Source organism: Compostimonas suwonensis, assembly GCF_002797855.1.
Taxonomy (GTDB): Bacteria; Actinomycetota; Actinomycetes; order Actinomycetales; family Microbacteriaceae; genus Compostimonas; species Compostimonas suwonensis.
In genome coordinates, this window is sequence record NZ_PGFB01000003.1 from 218,675 (window position 1) to 237,195 (window position 18,521).

Below are 18,521 nucleotides of genomic sequence, written 5' to 3' on the forward strand. Positions count from 1 at the left end.
CACCGGCACGGTGGCGCTGATCCGTCGCGCCCGCATCCGGCCGCGCCGGCCGGCGTCGTCATCCGCACAATCGTCATCCGCATCCATCCACAAGCAGAATCGAGATTTCAGTGTCGAAATACACGTCGCTTCTTCGCCTCGGAGGCATCAGGCAGCTCTTGGCGGGCATCGTCATCGCCATCCTCGGCATCTTCGGCATCGGCGGTGGCCTGCCGGGCGCGCCCGGGCACGGCGGGGGCGGGCCGGGCCACGGGGGCGGGCCGGGTCACGGCGGCGGCAACCCGCCCGCACCGACCACGGAGGTCTACGTCTCGCCCACGGGCAGCGACACCGCGGCGGGCAACGAGAACACGCCCTTCCGCACCCTCGAGCGGGCGCGCGACTACGTGCGGACCATCAACGACGACATGACGGATGACATCGACGTCGTGCTCCTGGGCGGCACGCACACCCTCAGCACCCCGCTCGAGCTCGACGAGCGCGACTCGGGCACGAACGGCCACACGATCACCTACCGCGCCGGCGAGGGCGAGACCCCCGTCGTCAGCGGCGGAACCACGGTCACGGGCTGGTCGGTCTCCGACGCGGCCCGCGGCATCTACAAGGCCCACGTCGGCGCCATCGACACCCGCCAGCTCTACGTCGACGGCGAGCGCGAGACCCGCGCACGCGGCCCGAAGGATCCGGGAGGCTTCTCGAAGACCGCCACGGGCTTCACCGCCCCCGACGCGACGATGTCCGCCTGGAACAACCAGTCCGACATCGAGATCACGAGCCGCTGGGGCTGGAAGCTCTACCGCTGCCCCGTGGCGTCCATCTCGGGCACCGCCATCACGATGCAGCAGCCGTGCTTCCACAACGCCAACCTGCAGCCCGGTCAGGAGATGCAGAACCCGACCTGGATCGAGAACGCCTACGAGCTGCTCGACACCCCGGGCGAGTGGTACCTCGACAAGGCCGCCGGCGACCTCTACTACATGCCGAAGGCCGGCCAGGATCTGTCCACGGCCTCGGTCGTCGTGCCGACCGTCGAAGGCCTCGTCGACGTCGAGGGCACCGTCGACACCCCCGTGCGCGACATCGCCTTCGAGGGCATCACCTTCTCCTACTCCTCGTGGCTCGCCCCGAGCTCCGACGACGGGCACGCGGAAGGCCAGGCCGGCTTCCGGATGGTGGGCGACGGCAACCCGACGTTCGACTCGACCCGTCTGCACTGGCTGAAGACCCCCGGGGCCGTGAACGTCGGCTACAGCGACGGCGTCTCCTTCCGCGGCAACGTCTTCACGCACCTCGGCGCCGTCGGGCTCAATCTCAACACGGGCGCGCAGGGCACGACCATCGTCGGCAACGTCTTCCGCGACATCTCGGCGACCGGCTTGCAGATCGGCGGCACCGACATCGTCGACCACCACCCCGACCACGACAGCCAGATCGTCAGGAACACGACGGTGAGCAACAACGTGATCACGAACGTCGCGGTCGAGTACACGGGCGGCACCGGCATCCTCGCGACCTACACCGACAGCACCGTCATCGAGCACAACAAGGTCTACGACCTGCCCTACAGCGGCATCTCGCTCGGCTGGGGCTGGGGGCTGACCGATCAGGGCGGCGACACGAACTACCCCGACAACTCGGGCGTTCCCGTCTACGACACCCCGACGCCGAGCAAGGACAATGTGATCCGCTACAACGAGATCAGCGACATCATGAAGCTGCAAGCCGACGGCGGCGCGATCTACACGATCAGCTCGAGCCCCGGAAGCATCATCACCGACAACTACATCAAGGGCGTGCCGACGCCGGCCTACGGCGCGATCTACCACGACGAGGGCAGCCAGTGGTTCCACACCACCCGCAACGCCATCTGCGACGCCGCGTACCAGTGGATCCTGTTCAACCACGGGCTCGACATCACGGCCGACGACAACTTCATCACCCAGCCGGCCTACACGGCGCAGGCGAACACGCTCCGCACGACGATCGCGAACAACACGACGGTGCCCGGCTGCGAGCAGCTGCCCGCCTCGATCGTGAACGCCGCGGGGCTCGAGGCCGACTACCGGCACCTCGACCCGGGGCCCGCTCCCACGGACACCACCGCTCCGACCGCTCCCGGCACACCCGTCGCGACCGCGGGCTTCCCGACCGTCGCCGACCTCAGCTGGCCCGCCTCCACCGATGACGTCGCCGTCACCGGCTACTCGGTCTACCGCGACGGCGAGCTCGTCTCGGCGTCGAAGAGCCCGAGCGTGCGGGTGAGCGGGCTCACCGAGGGCGCCGGATACTCCTTCACGGTGACGGCGAGGGATGCCGCGGGCAACGAGTCCCCGCTGAGCCAGGCCACGAGCGTGACGATGCCGAGCGGCACCGACCTCGCCCTCGGCAAGACCGTGACCGTCTCCTCGTACTCCGACCCGAACACCCCGGAGCTCGCCGTCGACGGCGACCTCGGAACCCGCTGGGCACAGGGGCTGGGGCTTCCCGACCCGTCGTGGATCCAGGTCGATCTCGGCGCCCGCTACGACCTCAGCGGCGTCATCACGACGTTCGAGAAGTCGAGCGGCTACAAGTACCGCATCGAGGTCTCCAAGGATGCCGCGAGCTGGACGCCCGTCGACGACCACACCTCGGCCGACACGACGACCGCCGCCAACTACTCGGTCGTCTCCGCGGGAGTGAGCGGGCGCTACGTGCGTCTCACGATCACGGGCTCCAACTACAACGGCGGCAGCATCTACGAGCTGCAGGTCTACGGCACCCCGAGCGCCGACACGACGGACACCGAGCCGCCGGTCGCGCCGGAGCAGCCGACCGCCGTCCCGCTCCTGCCCGGGGTGCTGAACCTCTCCTGGTCGCCGACGAGCGACGACACCGCGGTGGCGAGCTACTCCGTGTACCGGGACGGCACGCTCGTGCGCACGGTTCCGGCATCCACCCTCTCGGTTCGGATCGACGGCCTCACCCCGTCGGCCGGCTACTCCTTCACGGTGACCGCCCGCGACGACGCCGGCAACGAGTCGGCAGCGAGCCCCGCGGCGGCCGTCACGATGCCCGACGGCACCGATCTCGCCGTCGGAGCGGCGGTCACGGCCTCGTCGTTCTCCGAGGAGAACACCCCCGACCGGGTCGCCGACGGCGACCCCTCGACCCGCTGGGCGCAGGGCCTCGGCCTGCCCGACCCGTCGTGGGTGCAGCTCGACCTGGGGGAGGAGACGCAGATCAACAGCGTCGTCACGACGTTCGAGAAGCCGAGCGGCTACACGTACCGCATCGAGTACTCGAACGACGCGACCGCCTGGTCGACCCTCGACGATCACACGACGTTCTCGACGACGGGCTCCGACAGCGCCTCGATCCCGGATGCGCCGGTCACCGCCCGCTACCTGCGACTCACCGTCACGGGGTCGAGCGGCAACGGCGGCAGCATCTACGAGATCGCGGTCTACGGCGGGCTCTGATCCGCCGCCGATCACCCACGGCCGCTCCGGCGGCTCCACCCTCACACCGAAAGTCAGCATGAAGATCACCTCAGTCGAAACGCACCGGATATTCGTCCCGGCCGCCAACCCTCCCTTCGCGTGGAGGACGGGGCTCGGCGGGAGCGCTCCGGCCGGTTACGGCTCCGTTCTGCGGATCGGCACCGACGAGGGGGCGGAGGGCGTCGCGCTCTTCGCCCGCCCCGGGGCCGCCGTGATGCTCGAGGACATCGTCGACCGGGTGTTCCGCGAGGAGCTCATCGGCCAGGACCCGTTGCAGCGCGAATGGCTGTGGCACCGCATCTGGGAGCTCGACCGCATTCAGGAGCTGCCGCTGCCGGTGCTCGGCCTCGTCGACATCGCGCTCTGGGATCTCGCCGGGCGCATGAACGACCGCCCCGTCTGGCAGGAGCTCGGCGGCTTCCGCACGCAGATCCCCGCCTACGCCTCGACCGCGACGTTCGCGACGACCGAGGAGTTCCTCGACGTCGCCGACCAGTGCCTCGAGCTCGGCTATCCCGCCATCAAGCTGCACGCCTGGGGGGATGCCCGCAAGGACGCCGCGCTGTGCCTCGCCCTGCGCGAGCACGTCGGCGACGACATCCCGCTTATGTACGACGGCTCGGCCGGCTTCGACCTCCCCGACGCCGTCTACCTGGGCCGTGCGCTCTCGGACGCCGGCTACCTCTGGTACGAGGAGCCGATGCGGGAGTTCAGCATCTCGGCGTACGCGCAGCTCGCCCGCTCGGTGGACGTGCCGCTGCTCGTGGCGGAGACCTCCGACGGCGCCCACATGAACTCCGCCGACTTCATCCGCGCGGGTGCTGCGACCTTCGGGGTTCGTGCGGGCACGACCCTGCGCGGCGGAATCACGGGCGCGATGCGCACGGCCCACCTGGCCGACGCGTTCCGCCTGCGTGCCGAGGTGCACGGCTCGGACATCCCGAACCACCACCTCTGCATGGCCATCTCCAACACCACCTACTACGAGTCGCTCGTCACCTCGAGCACGGTCGTGCGCGAACGGCACGTCGACGCAGCCGGGCTCGTGCACGCGCCCACGGGGCCGGGCATCGCCCTGCCCGCCGACCTCGACTACGGGCCCGAACTGCAGCGGTTCGTCGAGGTCGCCGTATGACGACCTCCATTCCTCACCTCACTCCCTTCCCTCACCCAACCCCCTGTGCGAACATTCGCACGACAGCAGCTAGAAAGGCACGACGATGAAGTCACCACGTTCCCTCCCCGCACGATCCCGGCGCGCACTCGTGCGCAGCGCGGTCGCCGTGCTCGCCGTCTCGGCGATCGCGGCCCTGGCCGGCTGCGCGAGCGCCGACCAGTCGACCGACTCGGGCTCAGCGGAGTTCACCCCGGTCACTCAGGAGGAAGGCTCGACGATAACCGTCTGGGCCGACTCGACCCGGCTTCCCGCGGTGCAGCAGTACCAGGACTCCCACCCCGACGCCAAGCTCGACATCGTCACCTACGATGGCGGCGCCGACGGCTCGACCTACCTGCAGACCAAGGTGCAGCTCTTCGACCGCACGGGCGAGGGCTGGCCCGACGTGGTCTTCGCGCCCCCGGTCGACGTGACCTGGGCCTCGCAGCCGACGGGACCCGACGCGATCCCGTTCGCGGCGCCGCTCGACGAGGACCTCGTGCCGCAGGACACCCTCGACGACTTCGCCACCGGATCGCTCACCCCTTGCGAGTTCAACGGTCACACCTACTGCCTGCGCAACGACATCGCGCAGGTCGTGCTCTGGTACAACAAGACCCTGCTCGACCAGTTCGGCTACTCCGTGCCCACCACCTGGGAGGAGTACGAGGCCCTCGGCGAGAAGGTCGCCGCGGAGCACCCCGGCTACCTCGTCGGCTCGGTCGGCGACACCAACTCGCACGAGTCGTACTTCTGGTCGAGCCAGTGCCCGGCCTTCGACCTCGTGAAGCCCGACACCCTGCGCGTCGACCTGCAAGACGGCAACTGCACGCGCATGGCCACCCTGCTCGACAACCTCATCGCCAAGGGCGCCGTGAGCACCGAGGCGTTCTTCAGCCAGGGCTTCGCCAAGGACTCGGGCGCGAAGACCCTCGTGGCGGTCGGCCCGTCGTGGTACGGCCAGTACCTCTTCAACTCGGCCTTCGCCATCCCGGCCGGCCAGATCGCCGCGGCGCCGCCGCTCGGCTGGGAGGGCGAGTCGGAGAACTTCACGGGCAACGTCGGCGGCGGAACCTGGATGGTCTCCTCGCACAGCGCGAACCTGGATGCCGCGACCGACCTCGTCACCTGGATCACGACGTCCGACGACGTCCAGGCCGGCGCACCCACCTACCCGGCGTTCGCGCCGGCGGCCGATGCCTGGCTCGCCAACCCCGCCAACAAGGAGTACTTCGCGAACGACGTGAGCGACGCCTTCAAGACGGCGGCCGACGAGGTGTGGACCGGTTGGTCGAACACCCGCTTCAGCGACGCGACCGCCTGGTCGAGCGTCGTCCTCCCCGCCCTCACGGCGGGCAAGACGCTCACCGAGACCCTGCCCGCCTGGCAGACCGCGATCACGGACGAGGCGAAGTCGGTCGGATACACGGTCACGCAGAAATGACCTCGACCGCCACACAGGCGACCGGCCTGAAGCCGGCACGGCGCCGCGGAACCCCGCGGCGCCGTGCCGGCGGCGGTGCGGTCGGCTACCTCTTCGTCTCCGGGTACACGATCCTGCTCCTCGCCTTCGGGGTGTTCCCCACCCTGTACGCCCTCTACCTCTCGGTCACCAACGACCGGGGCGAGTTCACGGGTCTCGGGCAGTTCATCAAGGTCGTGCAGGACTACCGATTCCTGCCCGCGTTCGGCAACATCCTCGTCTACCTCGTCATGTGGCTCGTCACGCTCATCGTGCTCGTGGTCTTCGCGGCCGTCGTGCTGCGCACCCGGGTGCGCCCGGGCATGTCGGCGGTGCTGCGCTTCCTCTTCTACCTGCCCGGCGCCCTCGCCGGCGTCGCGAGCGTGCTCGTCTGGCTGTTTATGCTCGACCCCTCGGTGAGCCCCGTCTCCTGGCTGCTCGAGTCGCTCGGCTTCCAATCGTTCGGGAGCGTGCTCGCGCCGGAGAACCTGCCGATCATCTTCGTCATCATCGCGTTCTGGACGGGGGCGGGAGGCTGGATCGTCGTGATGTACGGCGCGCTCAACAACATCCCCGACGAGATCCTCGAAGCCGCGCGAATGGATGGCGCGGGGCCCTGGAAGTCGGCCTGGCACATCCAGATCCCCATGATCACCAAGTGGATCGCCTACATGACGATCCTCGCCTTCGCGGCGGGAACCCAGCTCTTCGTCGAACCGCAGCTGCTGCAGACCGCGAGCCTCGGGCGCGTGAGCCCCACCTGGTCGCCCAACCAGCTCGCCTACCTCTACGCCTTCCAGAAGGGCGATTTCAACGGTGCGGCGGCGATCTCGATCTTCCTGCTCGTGCTCGGCCTCATCTGCGCGGCTCTGCTCGTCACCCGCTCCGGACTCTTCAAGGTGGACGACGAATGACCGCTTCCCCTCTCGCACCCTCGCGAGCGAAGCCCGCACGCCGGGCGTCGCGCGCTCTCTCGGTGACGGTGCTCGTTCTCATCCTGCTGGCCCTCGTGATCTTCTTCGTGCTGCCCGTGCTCTGGCTGCTGTTCGCGCCGACCAAGACGGCCGCCGACCTCATCCACGAGGCGCCGCTCAGCTTCGGCTCCTTCGCCAACCTCGGCACCGCCTGGAACAACCTCATGTCGTTCCAAGACGGCGTGCTGCTCCTCTGGCTGAAGAACTCGGCCGTCTACTCGGTCGGCTCGCTCGTGCTCACGCTCGCGACGAGCATCCCCGCCGGCTACGGTCTCGCGCTCACGCGGTTCCGCGGGCGCAAGCTGCTGCTCTCGGTCACGCTCCTCGTGATGATCATGCCCTCGGCCGCGCTCGTGCTGCCGCTGTTCCTCGAGCTCAACCTCTTCGGGCTCATCGGAACCGTGTGGTCGATCATCCTGCCGTTCTCGTTCTTCCCCTTCGGCGTCTACCTCGTCTACATCTACTTCTCGACGAGCATCCCGCGCGACATGCTGGCGGCCGCCCGCATCGACGGCGCGAACGAGTGGCAGGTCTTCAGCAGGATCGCCCTGCCGCTCGCGAAGCCCGTGGTCGCGCTCGTCGCGTTCTTCAGCTTCACCGGCAACTGGAACAACTTCTTCCTGCCCTATCTCGTGCTGCCGAGCAGCGACCAGTTCCCGATCCAGGTGGGGCTCAACCAGCTGCTCTCCTCGACGCCCTCGTTCAACCCCGTCGCGGGCGCCGGCCTCAACATCACGAGCCCCGAGCTCGCGCTGTCGATCCTCATCGCGATCCTGCCCGTGCTCGTCGTCTTCCTCTTCTCTCAGCGCGCGCTCGTCTCGGGCATGCTCGCCGGGTCGACCAAGGAGTAACACCATGCTCAGATTCCTGCGTCTCGGCGCCGTGGGCCTCGAGAGGCCGGCCCTGCTCTCCGACGGGGAGGTCTTCGACCTCTCCGGGCTCACCCCGGACATCGACGGGGCGTTCCTCGAGGGCGGCGGCCTGGACCGGGCCGCCGAGGCGCTCGCGGCGGGCGCCCTGCCGCGAATCGACGACCCGGGCGACGGTTCGGGGCTCCGCGTCGGCGCACCGATCGCACGCCCGCCGGCGGTGATCTGCATCGGGATGAACTACGCCGCGCACGCCGCGGAATCGGGCTCCGTGCCGCCCGACGACCTCGTGGTGTTCTTCAAGCACCCGAACACCGTCGTCGGCCCCTACGACGATGTGCTCGTGCCGCCGGGATCGGCGAAGACCGACTGGGAGGTCGAGCTCGCCGTCGTCGTCGGCCGGCGTGCCCGCTACCTCTCATCACCCCAGGAGGCCCTCGCCTGCGTGGCCGGCTACACGATCTCGAACGACGTCTCCGAGCGGGCCTGGCAGATCGAGAGCTCGGGCGGCCAGTGGAGCAAGGGCAAGAGCGCCGAGACCTTCAACCCCCTCGGCCCGTGGCTCGTGCCGGCCGGCGAGATCGGCGACGGCTCGGGCCTGGCCATCCGCTCGGCCGTCAACGGCAGCACCCGCCAGGACTCGACGACCGACGACCTCATCGTGAGCGTCTCCCGCATCGTCTACGAGCTGAGCCTGCGGATGGTGCTCGAGCCCGGTGACGTCATCAACACGGGCACGCCCGCGGGGGTCGCCCTCTCGGGACGCTTCCCCTACCTGCAGCCCGGCGACGTCTACACGGGCGAGATCGCCGGGCTCGGCGTGCAGCGCCAGAACGTGGTGCAGGGGAGAGCCGAATGAGCGCGCCGCACGGCTTCGACGGTCTCGTCGCCGCCGTCACCGGCGGTGCCTCGGGCCTCGGCAAGGCGATCGCCGAGGAGCTCCAGGCCCGCGGCGCCGCCGTCTACGGGCTCGACCTCGACGCCGAGCGCGTGGAGGCCCCCGTGACGGGTGTGCTCTGCGACATCTCGGTCGACTCGAGCGTGCGCGCCGCGATCGAGAGCGTCGTGGCCGCGGCCGGGCGTCTCGACATCCTGATCGTGAACGCCGGGATCGGCGCCCAGGGCACGATCGAGGGCAACGACGACGCGGAGTGGCTGCGTGTGCTCGACGTCAACGTCGTGGGCTCCGCGCGCACGGTGCGCGCGGCGATGCCCCACCTCAAGCGCTCGCCGAGCGCCGCGATCGTCTTCACGACCTCGATCGCCGCCTGGTCGGGGCTGCCCGAGCGTGCGCTGTACTCCGCCTCGAAGGGCGCGGTCCAGGCGCTGATGCTCGCGGTCGCCGCCGACGGCCTGCCCTTCGGTGTGCGCTCGAACGCGGTCGCCCCGGGCACGGCCGACACCCCCTGGGTCGGGCGGCTGCTCGAGAGGGCGGCCGACCCGGAGTCGGAGCGCGCGGCCCTCGAGAGCCGTCAGCCGACCGGGCGGCTCGTCGCACCGCAGGAGGTCGCCGAAGCCGTCGCCTACCTCGCCTCCCCGGGCGCGCGCAGCACGAACGGCGTTGTGCTCGCGGTCGACGGAGGGATGCACTCGCTCCGGGCGCGGCCGCGGTGAGCACGGGGGCCGGCGTCGGGCCGGTCGAGGCGCCCTCGCGTGTCGTCGACGCCCATCAGCATCTGTGGGATCCGGCGCGCCGCGACTACGCCTGGATGGACGGGTCCACGGCTGCGATCAACGTCGCCTTCGGCGTGCGCGAGCTCGAGGCGGCTCTCGCTCCGACACCCGTCACGGCCACGATCGTGGTCCAGGCGGTTCCGGATGCCGCGGAGACCCGAGAGCTGCTCGCGGTCAGCGCGGGCGCCGGTCCCGTCGAGGGCGTCGTGGGCTGGGCCGATCTGACCTCGCCCGAGCTCGGCGATGAGCTCGCCCTGCTCGCCGAGCGGCCGGGGCGTCTCGTCGGCATCCGCCATCAGGTCCAGGCCGAGGCCGACCCGGACTGGCTCCTGCGCGACGAGGTCGTCCGAGGTCTCGCCGCGGTCGCCGAGGCGGGGCTCGCCGTCGACCTCCTCGTCGACGAACGGCAGTGGCCCGCGGCCCTCGCTCTGGCCGAGATGCTCCCCGGCCTCCCGCTCGTGCTCGATCATCTCGGCAATCCGCCGGCCGGGCCCGCGGGCCGGGAGCGGTGGCGGAGCTGGCTCGCCCGGCTGGCCCGGCGGCAGAACGTCTCCTGCAAGGTCTCCGGACTCCTCACCCAGCTGCGGGACGCCTCGCCGGATGTCGCGGCGTCGTACGCCGTCGAGGCGCTCGAGGTCTTCGGCCCGCAGCGCTCGATGTTCGGCTCGGACTGGCCCGTGTGCCTGCTCGCCGGCGACTACGCCGGCGGCTACGGGGTCGCGGATGCCGCGGCACGGGGCCTCTCGCCCGATGAGCGTGCCGCGTTCCTGGCCGGCACCGCCGATCGGGTCTACGGCCTGGGGGAGCGGCGGTGACCGGGAACGGGATGCGGCCGCTCGGCCGCGCCGGCATCGAGGTCGGGCCGATGTCGTACGGCGCAGCGGCCCTCGGCAATCTCGGCGGCCCGATCAGCGACGAGACCGCCGAGCGGATCGTCGACGCGGCCTGGGAGGGCGGCATCCGCTACTTCGACGTCGCCCCGCACTACGGCCTCGGTCTCGCCGAGGAACGGCTCGGCCGTGCGCTCGCGCGGCGTCCGCGCGACGAGTTCGTCGTCTCCACGAAGGTGGGCCGTCTGCTCGTCGAGAACCCGCGCGGTCCGCGGCCCGACGACGAGGGCGGCTTCGACGTCGTCTCGCCACTCGTGCGCCGCCCCGACTACAGCAGGGACGGGGTCGTGCGCTCCCTCGAGCAGAGCCTCGACCGGATGGGCCTCGACCGCATCGACATCGTTCTCGTGCACGACCCCGACGACCACTACGAGGAGGCGCTCGCGGGCGCGTTCCCCGCGCTCGAGGAGCTGCGTGCGGAGGGGGTCATCCGCTCGTACGGCGCCGGCATGAACCAGTCGGCGATGCTCGCCGACTTCGTGCGGCAGACCGAGCTCGACGTCGTGATGTGCGCGGGGCGCTACACCCTGCTCGACCAGCGCGCCGCGGAGGACCTTCTCGCCGCCGCCGTCGCCCGGGAGGTGTCTGTGGTCGCCGCGGCCGTCTTCAACTCGGGCGTTCTCGCGAGCGATCCGCCGCGGGCCGGCTCCAGCTACGACTACGGCGCGGTGCCCGACGAGATCCTCGACCGCGCTCGGGCGATCGCGGCGGTGTGCCACGAGCACGGGGTGCTGCTGCCCGCGGCGGCGCTGCAGTTTCCCCGTGGCCATACGGCCGTCTCGACGGTCTGCGTCGGCGCCCGCTCACCCGAGCAGCTCACGGCGAATCTGCGGCAGTCGGCCGTTCCCCTGCCGTCCGGGCTGTGGGCGGAGCTGCGCGAGCGGGGATTGGTGGCCGGCTGAGGATGGCGAGAACAGACCTCACCCGCGCGGAGCTCGAGCTCTACCGCCCCGAGGTGCGCGAGCCCCACGACTTCGACCTCTTCTGGGCCGAGACCCTGGCCGAGGCGGCCGCCCACGAGCTCGACGCCCGCTTCGAGCCCGTCGCCACGCCCTTCTCGACCGTCGAGGTCTTCGATGTGAGCTTCGGCGGCTTTGCCGGCGATCGCATCCACGCCTGGCTGACGATGCCCGCCGGCCGCTCGGAGCCCCTCCCCGCGGTCGTCGAGTTCCTCGGCTACACCGGGGGCCGCGGGCTGCCGGGGGAGCGCCTCGACTGGGCGAGCGCGGGCTACGCGCACCTCCTCGTCGACACTCGCGGACAGGGCGCGGGCTGGGGCGGCGGAGCGACCTCGGATCCGCACGGCAGCGGCGCGAGCGGCACCGGCTTTATGACGCGCGGCATCGAGTCGCCGCACAGCTACTACTACCGGCGGGTGTACACCGACGCCGTGCGCGCCGTCTCGGCCGTGCGTGCGCATCCGGATGTCGACGCCACGCGGGTGGCCGTGCACGGCATAAGCCAGGGCGGGGGGATCGCGCTCGCGGTGAGCGGTCTCGTGCCCGATCTCGTCGCGGCGATGCCCGACGTGCCCTTCCTCTGCCACATCGAGCGCGGCATGGAGCTGAGCGCCCGCGACCCCTTCGCCGAGCTGACCCGGTATCTCGCGGTGTACCGCTCGCGCGCGGAGCAGGTGCTCACGACCCTCTCGTACTTCGACGCCGTCAACTTCGCCGCGCGCGCGAACGCACCCGCTCTCTTCTCGGTCGCGCTCATGGATCCGGTCTGCCCGCCGTCGACGGTCTATGCCGCCTACCACCGCTATTCGGCCGCGGAGAAGGGCATGGTCGTCTATCCCTACAACGAGCACGAGGGCGGTGGCGCCCAGCAACGGTTCGCCCAGATCGGCTGGCTCGGCGAACGGACGGGCGCCTCGCGCTACCAGTAGGTGCCGGGCGGCGTCTCGTCGGGCGCACGGTCGCGGCTCGCGCGCAGCACGAGCAGGCCGCCGATTCCCGGGACGAGGCCGAGAAGGCGCTTGCCGACCGGGATCGGCTGCAGCAGCGACAGCACGACGACCACGAGGTAGAGGATGCCGTGGACGGGCCCCAGAACGGAGCCGACCGGGTCGAGGCGCACCGTGGCGAGGTTGCCGAGCATGATCGCGAGGGTCAGCACCTTGGCGATGCCGGCGACCCGCAGCACGGTTCTCATGCGCCGTACCGCGGAGCGCCCGGCTGCAGCACCATGAGCACCGCGACGACGACCCAGAGCAGGTTGAAGACGCCCGCGAGCATCGCCGCCCGGGTGGCCAGTGCGGGGATGCGCGTGGGCTCGTTCGCCCGCGCGCGTGCGAGAACGCGCTGCTGGACGGGCAGGATCCCGGCGGCGAGCACGATCGCCGCCACCAGGGTCAGCGCCAGCGAGATGAGCAGCCAGGCCTGCCCGAGCTTGCCGGTAGGAATGGCGATCGCGAGCCCCAGCGCGGGAACGGCGATCGCGACGATCGTGTAGATGCGGGAGACCCGGTGGAGCAGGGTCGCAGCCGCGCCGGCGCGCGGGTCGGCGGGGTCGGCGGCGAGGGCGCGTGCCGCTCGGGGGAAGAGGCTGGCGGCGACGGCGATCGGGCCGATCGCGAGGAGCGCGGCGACGACGTGCGCGGCGATGAGCACGCCGATCACAAGGGCGCGCTCTCGGCGAGGGCCGGCAGGAGGGGGAAGGGGCTCATGGGGGTCGCTTTCCGTCGGGACCGAGTTTCAGCTCGACTGAAACCTGAAGTTTCAGGTTAGCTTAAATCGGAGGAAAAGTAGACTCCGAGAGGACGGGATCTCCCCGTCATCCGAACAGCGAGGCGGCAGATGAGCGACGACGGGGTGCCGGGCGACTCCGCGGGCCGGGCCGGGCCGCCCGAGCCGAGCCCGACGATGCTCCTGCTCATCCAGGGCAGGCTCGTCGAGAGGCTCGTCGAGAGCGAGCTGGCGCCGTTGGGGCTCACGATCCGTCAGATGGGCATCCTGGGTCATCTGGCCCGCAGTCCGGGGCTGTCGTTCACCGAGCTCGCCGCGCGTGCGCAGATCACCGTCCAGAGCATGCACACCCTCGCCGCGGCGATGACGGCGAACGGGCTGATCGAGGCGGGGCCGGGAGTCGTTCGCGGGCGGGCCGCCTCGCTCTCGCTCACCCCGCTCGGGCACGAGCGCCTGCGCGAGGCGCAGCAGCGGATCGCCGAGCTCGACGAGAGGAGCTTCGGGAGCGAGTCGTCGGTGCTCCAGCGGCGGCTCGGCGCGCTGCTCTCCGAGATCGCGCGCCAGGAAGGGCCCTACTCCGGCGGTCGTCCGGCGCGGTGACGCGCTACGCGGAGCGTTCGGCGAGGTACCGCCGCACGGCCTCCGCGGTGGCCTCGTGGTCGACGACATCCGGCTCGCCGGAGGTCGCGATCGTGCCGACGAGCTCGCCGTCGACGAAGATCGGCACGCAGCCGCCCCAGAACTTGTAGCTGTCGTCGAGGCCCTCGGCGATGCTCGGGTCGGCCTCTTTCCTGAAGCGGCCGAGCAGCGAGCTGTGGCCGAACCGCTTCACGACCAGGATCTTGCCCTGGATGACGTCGGCGTTCGGCTGGCCCGTGCCGCCGAGCTGCGCGCGGTAGGCGAGCTCGTCGCCGATGTGCACGTCGACGGCGAGGTCGCGCTCCCATTCGCGGATGACCGCGACGGCGATCTCGCCGAGCCGCACCGCGTCATCCCGGGTGAAGGAGGGGAGGTCGGCGATCGGCTCGTTCTCGAGCTGCTCGATCGTGTAGCTGGGTTCCGGGCGGGTCATCGCGTCGTCCTTCGGTCATCTGTAGAGGGGTGGTTCGGGCAGGGGCGGTGCCGTCGCAGGGCCGCCGTCGGTCGCAGGCGCTCAGGCATCGTTCGTGTCGGCCGCGTCTTTCGGCCGGTGGAGGTCGGCGACCGCGTTCGTCGAGGTCAGGGCGTCGATGAGCCCGGGGAACCGTTCGTCGAGCTCGGCCTTGCGCAGGCGCACGTCGAAGTTGCGGCCCTGGATGCGCACTGTCGTCAGGCCCGCCTCGCGCATCGTCTTGAAGTGGTGCGAGAGCGTCGACTTCGACACATTGAGGCCGAACGCGTCCACGCTGCAGGGGTGGTACTCGCCGTCGGACAGCACCTCGAGCATCTTCACGCGCCCCGGATCGGAGAGCGCTCGCAGGATGTCGGTGAGCCGGATGTCGTCGGCCGCCGGCACGGGGTACTCCTTGCCGCTCATGCGCACCTCCCGTTGCTCGGATGCCTGTGCGCAGATGTCTGCGCACAATAGTTCGATGAACATCGAACTGTGTGTTACGGTCACAGTATGACGGATGTCGAACTATCTTACGTGAAGCACAGCCTCTACCCGCGGCTGGCCCTCCTGGCACTCAGCCTCTTCGTCGTCGGCACGAACGCCTTCGTCATCGCCGGCCTGCTTCCCGACATCGCCCGCACCCTCGGTGCGCAGCCCGGCGCGGTGAGCTACACGATCACGTTCTACTCGATCGTCGTCGCCGTGGCCGCGCCGGCGGTCTCGATCCTCGTGCCGCGTTGGTCGCGCACGAGCCTGATGGCCACGGGCCTCGTGCTCATCTCGGCCGGCACCGTCGTGGCCGCGGCATCCTCGAGCATCGAGCTCTTCACGGTGGGGCGCATCGTCGCCGCGCTCGGCGGGGCGGCGCTCGTTCCCGCCGCGACGGCCGCGGCGGCGGCTCTGGCCCCGCCCGAGAAGCGCGGGCGTGCGATCGCCTTCGTCGCTCTCGGCTTCACCGGCGCCATCGCCCTGGGCTCACCGCTCGGCACGGCTCTCGGAGCCCTGGGCGGCTGGCAGCTGCCCCTCTACGGCGTCGCGGGTCTCGCCCTGCTGCTGGCGGGCGCGCTCGTCGTCTTCGTGCGCGACATCCCCGTGGCCCCGCCCGTCTCGCTCGCGAAGCGCTTCGCGCCGCTGCGCGATCGGCGGGTGCTCATGACCCTCGGCACCACGCTCTTCGTCATCGCGGGCTTCAACATCGTCTACATCTTCAGCTCGTCGGTGACGGCGCAGGCCACCGGCGGCTCGGGCAGCCGGCTGGCCTTCCTCCTGCTCGTCGTCGGGCTCGCGGGCATCGTCGGCACCGTCGCGGCCGGCCATCTCAGCGACCGCATCGGCAATCGCCTCAACGTCACCGTCTTCCTCGGCGTCCAGGTGCTGGTGCTGCTCGCTCTCCCGCTCGTCGCGGCGAGCCTCGTCGGAACGGCCGTGCTCTTCGCGCTCTGGGGTGTGGCGGCGATGGAGGTGCTCGTGCCCGTGCAGCACCGTCTGGTCGACATCGACCCCGCGACATCCGGTCTCGCGCTCTCGTGGTACACGACGGCGATGTACGTCGGCATCGCTCTGGCACCGCCGCTGGGTGCCGCCGCGACCGGGCTCGGAGGTGCCGAGCTGATCCCCGTTTTCGGGGCGGTCGCGCTCGCGGCCGCCCTGCTCTGCTTCCAGATCGGCCACCTCGCACGACGCCCCAGAACGACGGATGCCGCCCGCTCGGCCTCGGCGGAGCTGCCGACGGTCGCGCACCAGAGCTGATCCCCGGCGCGTCTCGATGTGGAATCATTCAGAGGGTGAGCTACCAACCTGCTGAAGACCGTTACGAGTCCATCCCCTACCGCCGCGTCGGCCGCAGCGGCCTGCAGCTGCCGGCGATCTCGCTGGGGCTGTGGCAGAACTTCGGCGACGTCACGCCGATCGACACGCAGCGCGGCATCCTGCGCCGTGCCTTCGACCGCGGGGTGACCCACATCGACCTCGCCAACAACTACGGGCCGCCCTACGGCGCCGCCGAGACGAACTTCGGCAGGGTCTTCGCGGAGGACTTCCGGCCGTTCCGCGACGAGCTGGTCATCTCCACCAAAGCCGGTTACGACATGTGGCCGGGGCCGTACGGCAACTGGGGCTCGCGCAAGTACCTGCTCGCGAGCCTCGACCAGTCGCTCGAGCGGATGGGCCTCGACTACGTCGACATCTTCTACTCGCACCGCGTCGATCCCGAGACTCCGCTCGAGGAGACCATGGGCGCGCTGCACACCGCGGTGACCTCGGGCCGCGCGCTCTACGCGGGCATCTCGAGCTACTCGCCCGAGAAGACCCGCGATGCCGCCCGCATCCTGGGCGAGCTGGGCACCCCGCTGCTCATCCACCAGCCCTCGTACTCGATGTTCAACCGCTGGATCGAGGACGGCCTGCTCGACACGGTCGACGAGCTCGGCGTGGGCGTCATCGCCTTCTCGCCGCTCGCGCAGGGGCTGCTCACCGATCGCTACCTCGACGGCATCCCCGAGAACGCGCGCGCGGCCCGCGAGGGCTCGATGTCGCGCAGCATGATCAACGACGAGACCCTCGCCCGGGTTCGCGGCCTGGCCGAGATCGCGGCCGGACGAGGGCAGACCCTTGCCCAGCTGGCCCTCTCGTGGGCGCTGCGCGACGCGCGCGTGACCTCGGCGCTCATCGGCGCCTCGAGCGTGAAGCAGCTCGACGACAACCTCGACGCCACGAAGCGCCTCGACTTCGCTGCCGACGAGCTCGCCGCGATCGACGAGTTCGCGAAGGAGTCGGGCATCAACCTCTGGCAGGAGTCGAGCGACCGCTAGCCGGGCTCGCGGCGCCTGTCGCGGCGCACGATCATCGTCGGGGCGCACCCACGAACGTGCGCCGCGACGAGCAGCCTGCGCCGCGAGCGCACGCTCACTTGGCGGCCTTGCGCCGTGCCTGCTGCGCTTTGCGGGCGCGTTTGGCTGCGGCGTCATCCTCTTTCATGATCGTGCGGGTCTCGGTCGTGTCGCCGATCGCGGGGCGCCACCAGCGTGCGTTCGGGTCGGCGTCGATGAGCACGGTGCGGGCCAGGAGCGTCAGCGGCACGGCGAGGATCGCGCCGATCGGCCCGATGACGACGGCCCAGAAGAGCACCGAGAAGAAGGTGATGGTCTGGCTGAGCGAGACGGCGTTGCCGACCACGCGCGGCTGGATGATCGACTGCACGACCGCGTTGATGATGCCGTACACGATGACGACGGCGATCACGGTGGGCCAGCCGCCGACCAGGAAGCCGAAGACGAGCGGCGGGATGATCGCGAAGAAGTAGCCGATGTTGGGGATGAAGCTGCACAGGAAGGCGAGGATGCCCCACAGCAGCGCGGCCGGCACCTGCATGATCCACAGTGCGAGGGCGTTGAGCACACCCTGCGCGACCCCCAGGACCGTCGTGACGACCATGTACCGCCGAACGTTCTTCGCGTACTCGCCGATCGCCGCGACGAGCTGCGGCTTCCTCGTCGAGAGCTGGCGCATGATGGTCGGCACGTAGACGGCGTCGGCCGACATGAGGATGAGCATGGTCAGCACGATGACGAGCGCGCCGGTGATGCTGAAGACGCTTCCGAGCACTCCGGTGAAGAAGCTCAGGATGTTGCTGGGGTCGAAGCTGCTCACCATCTCCTGAACCTGCGCGGCCCCGATGCCGATGCTCTGCAGCCACGAGGAGATGGTCGCGCCGATCTCGCTCAGCTGCTGCGAGTACTGCGGAAGCATCGTCGCGAACTGGGCGAAGGCGATGATGACCGTGTAGGTGAAGCCAGCGAGCAGCACGAAGACGACGAGGATCACCGAGCCGGTCGCGAGACCGTGAGGCACGCCGCGCCTCTCGAGGCCCGTCCTGACCGGGTGCGCGCAGATCGTGAGGACGAGGGTGAGCAGCACGGGCGCCAGGATGCCGCGGATGCTGCTGAGCCCCGCCGCCGTGACCGTCGCGGCGGCGAGGGCCACGAGGATGACGGTGGCCCGCGGAAATCGGCGGGCGCCGCTCGGCGCGGGCGCGTCATCCGGTGACAGCGGCGATGATCCTGTCGACAGTGAATGTGACATCGCGGCACCTCTCGTGGCGCGGATCGGTTGCGACAACCATAGTGGCGTCGCAGGCCTCAGTCGAGGGTGGCCTGCCGCACCCTTTCCTCCGTTCGGCGTCGGTGCCATACTCAGTTCACCTCCGGGATCGACGACGACCGCAGGCTCCGTGCCT

At 70.4% G+C, this 18,521-nt stretch carries 18 protein-coding genes; 13 read left to right on the forward strand and 5 right to left on the reverse strand.

Annotation, left to right across the window (positions count from 1 at the left end; all coding sequences use genetic code 11):
• Window positions 1–110 precede the first annotated feature (110 nt).
• From CLV54_RS08860 to CLV54_RS08905, 10 genes are all read left to right on the forward strand, one after another.
• Window positions 111–3,461, forward strand: coding sequence for a discoidin domain-containing protein (locus CLV54_RS08860; RefSeq protein ID WP_211294500.1), 3,351 nt, complete (start codon window positions 111–113; stop codon window positions 3,459–3,461).
• Window positions 3,462–3,519: 58 nt separating this feature from the next.
• Window positions 3,520–4,617 carry an enolase C-terminal domain-like protein gene (locus tag CLV54_RS08865; protein ID WP_100344613.1) on the forward strand — a complete coding sequence of 366 codons (1,098 nt, stop codon included), beginning with the start codon at window positions 3,520–3,522 and terminating at the stop codon, window positions 4,615–4,617.
• Between the two features lie 85 nt (window positions 4,618–4,702).
• The gene (locus CLV54_RS08870) at window positions 4,703–6,082 is read left to right on the forward strand and encodes an ABC transporter substrate-binding protein (protein ID WP_100344614.1); all 1,380 of its coding nucleotides are present in this window, start codon (window positions 4,703–4,705) and stop codon (window positions 6,080–6,082) included.
• Window positions 6,079–7,014, forward strand: coding sequence for a carbohydrate ABC transporter permease (locus CLV54_RS08875; RefSeq protein ID WP_100344615.1), 936 nt, complete (start codon window positions 6,079–6,081; stop codon window positions 7,012–7,014). Before CLV54_RS08870 ends, CLV54_RS08875 begins: the two co-directional genes overlap by 4 nt.
• Window positions 7,011–7,925 carry a carbohydrate ABC transporter permease gene (locus CLV54_RS08880; protein WP_100344616.1) on the forward strand — a complete coding sequence of 305 codons (915 nt, stop codon included), beginning with the start codon at window positions 7,011–7,013 and terminating at the stop codon, window positions 7,923–7,925. Before CLV54_RS08875 ends, CLV54_RS08880 begins: the two co-directional genes overlap by 4 nt.
• A 4-nt stretch (window positions 7,926–7,929) precedes the next feature.
• Window positions 7,930–8,802, forward strand: a complete 873-nt coding sequence (locus CLV54_RS08885) for a fumarylacetoacetate hydrolase family protein (RefSeq protein WP_100344617.1) — start codon at window positions 7,930–7,932, stop codon at window positions 8,800–8,802.
• Window positions 8,799–9,557, forward strand: coding sequence for an SDR family NAD(P)-dependent oxidoreductase (locus tag CLV54_RS08890; RefSeq protein ID WP_100344618.1), 759 nt, complete (start codon window positions 8,799–8,801; stop codon window positions 9,555–9,557). Before CLV54_RS08885 ends, CLV54_RS08890 begins: the two co-directional genes overlap by 4 nt.
• Window positions 9,554–10,432, forward strand: a complete 879-nt coding sequence (locus CLV54_RS08895) for an amidohydrolase family protein (protein WP_100344619.1) — start codon at window positions 9,554–9,556, stop codon at window positions 10,430–10,432. Before CLV54_RS08890 ends, CLV54_RS08895 begins: the two co-directional genes overlap by 4 nt.
• Window positions 10,429–11,409, forward strand: coding sequence for an aldo/keto reductase (locus CLV54_RS08900; RefSeq protein WP_245861534.1), 981 nt, complete (start codon window positions 10,429–10,431; stop codon window positions 11,407–11,409). The genes CLV54_RS08895 and CLV54_RS08900 overlap by 4 nt, the downstream gene beginning before the upstream one ends.
• A gap of 2 nt (window positions 11,410–11,411) precedes the next feature.
• Window positions 11,412–12,395, forward strand: coding sequence for an acetylxylan esterase (locus CLV54_RS08905; RefSeq protein WP_100344620.1), 984 nt, complete (start codon window positions 11,412–11,414; stop codon window positions 12,393–12,395).
• Here the strand turns inward: CLV54_RS08905 and CLV54_RS08910 are convergent.
• Both CLV54_RS08910 and CLV54_RS08915 read right to left on the reverse strand, forming a co-directional pair.
• Entirely contained in the window at window positions 12,386–12,661 is a 276-nt protein-coding gene (locus tag CLV54_RS08910) for a hypothetical protein (protein WP_100344621.1), read from the reverse strand. The two genes, CLV54_RS08905 and CLV54_RS08910, sit on opposite strands and share 10 nt — an antisense overlap.
• Complete coding sequence (locus CLV54_RS08915; RefSeq protein WP_100344622.1) at window positions 12,658–13,128, reverse strand: hypothetical protein; 471 nt, start codon at window positions 13,126–13,128, stop codon at window positions 12,658–12,660. The genes CLV54_RS08910 and CLV54_RS08915 overlap by 4 nt, the downstream gene beginning before the upstream one ends.
• Before the next feature lie 177 nt (window positions 13,129–13,305).
• On the opposite strand from CLV54_RS08915, the gene CLV54_RS08920 reads away from it, so the two are divergent.
• On the forward strand, window positions 13,306–13,794 hold the full coding sequence (locus CLV54_RS08920; RefSeq protein ID WP_100344623.1) for a MarR family winged helix-turn-helix transcriptional regulator: 489 nt from the start codon (window positions 13,306–13,308) through the stop codon (window positions 13,792–13,794).
• A gap of 4 nt (window positions 13,795–13,798) precedes the next feature.
• Here CLV54_RS08920 and CLV54_RS08925 read toward each other — a convergent pair whose 3' ends face one another.
• Both CLV54_RS08925 and CLV54_RS08930 read right to left on the reverse strand, forming a co-directional pair.
• The gene (locus CLV54_RS08925; RefSeq protein ID WP_100344624.1) at window positions 13,799–14,266 is read right to left on the reverse strand and encodes a heme-binding protein; all 468 of its coding nucleotides are present in this window, start codon (window positions 14,264–14,266) and stop codon (window positions 13,799–13,801) included.
• A gap of 81 nt (window positions 14,267–14,347) precedes the next feature.
• The gene (locus CLV54_RS08930) at window positions 14,348–14,710 is read right to left on the reverse strand and encodes an ArsR/SmtB family transcription factor (protein WP_100344625.1); all 363 of its coding nucleotides are present in this window, start codon (window positions 14,708–14,710) and stop codon (window positions 14,348–14,350) included.
• Between the two features lie 87 nt (window positions 14,711–14,797).
• On the opposite strand from CLV54_RS08930, the gene CLV54_RS08935 reads away from it, so the two are divergent.
• Both CLV54_RS08935 and mgrA read left to right on the forward strand, forming a co-directional pair.
• Window positions 14,798–16,036, forward strand: a complete 1,239-nt coding sequence (locus CLV54_RS08935) for an MFS transporter (RefSeq protein WP_100344626.1) — start codon at window positions 14,798–14,800, stop codon at window positions 16,034–16,036.
• 35 nt (window positions 16,037–16,071) lie between these two features.
• Window positions 16,072–17,097, forward strand: coding sequence for an L-glyceraldehyde 3-phosphate reductase (gene mgrA, locus CLV54_RS08940; RefSeq protein ID WP_100344627.1), 1,026 nt, complete (start codon window positions 16,072–16,074; stop codon window positions 17,095–17,097).
• Between the two features lie 94 nt (window positions 17,098–17,191).
• On the opposite strand, the gene CLV54_RS08945 is transcribed toward mgrA, so the two are convergent.
• Complete coding sequence (locus CLV54_RS08945) at window positions 17,192–18,367, reverse strand: AI-2E family transporter (RefSeq protein WP_100344628.1); 1,176 nt, start codon at window positions 18,365–18,367, stop codon at window positions 17,192–17,194.
• Window positions 18,368–18,521 lie beyond the last annotated feature (154 nt).

Coding starts and splice junctions, on each gene's coding strand:
- CLV54_RS08930 (WP_100344625.1), bottom strand. CDS start 14,710: ATGAGCGGCAAGGAGTACCCCGTGCCGGCGGCCGACGACATCCGGCTC.
- CLV54_RS08875 (WP_100344615.1), top strand. CDS start 6,079: ATGACCTCGACCGCCACACAGGCGACCGGCCTGAAGCCGGCACGGCGC.
- CLV54_RS08890 (WP_100344618.1), top strand. CDS start 8,799: ATGAGCGCGCCGCACGGCTTCGACGGTCTCGTCGCCGCCGTCACCGGC.
- CLV54_RS08945 (WP_100344628.1), bottom strand. CDS start 18,367: ATGTCACATTCACTGTCGACAGGATCATCGCCGCTGTCACCGGATGAC.
- CLV54_RS08910 (WP_100344621.1), bottom strand. CDS start 12,661: ATGAGAACCGTGCTGCGGGTCGCCGGCATCGCCAAGGTGCTGACCCTC.
- CLV54_RS08870 (WP_100344614.1), top strand. CDS start 4,703: ATGAAGTCACCACGTTCCCTCCCCGCACGATCCCGGCGCGCACTCGTG.
- CLV54_RS08920 (WP_100344623.1), top strand. CDS start 13,306: ATGAGCGACGACGGGGTGCCGGGCGACTCCGCGGGCCGGGCCGGGCCG.
- CLV54_RS08925 (WP_100344624.1), bottom strand. CDS start 14,266: ATGACCCGCCCGGAACCCAGCTACACGATCGAGCAGCTCGAGAACGAG.
- CLV54_RS08905 (WP_100344620.1), top strand. CDS start 11,412: ATGGCGAGAACAGACCTCACCCGCGCGGAGCTCGAGCTCTACCGCCCC.
- CLV54_RS08865 (WP_100344613.1), top strand. CDS start 3,520: ATGAAGATCACCTCAGTCGAAACGCACCGGATATTCGTCCCGGCCGCC.
- CLV54_RS08885 (WP_100344617.1), top strand. CDS start 7,930: ATGCTCAGATTCCTGCGTCTCGGCGCCGTGGGCCTCGAGAGGCCGGCC.
- CLV54_RS08935 (WP_100344626.1), top strand. CDS start 14,798: ATGACGGATGTCGAACTATCTTACGTGAAGCACAGCCTCTACCCGCGG.
- CLV54_RS08880 (WP_100344616.1), top strand. CDS start 7,011: ATGACCGCTTCCCCTCTCGCACCCTCGCGAGCGAAGCCCGCACGCCGG.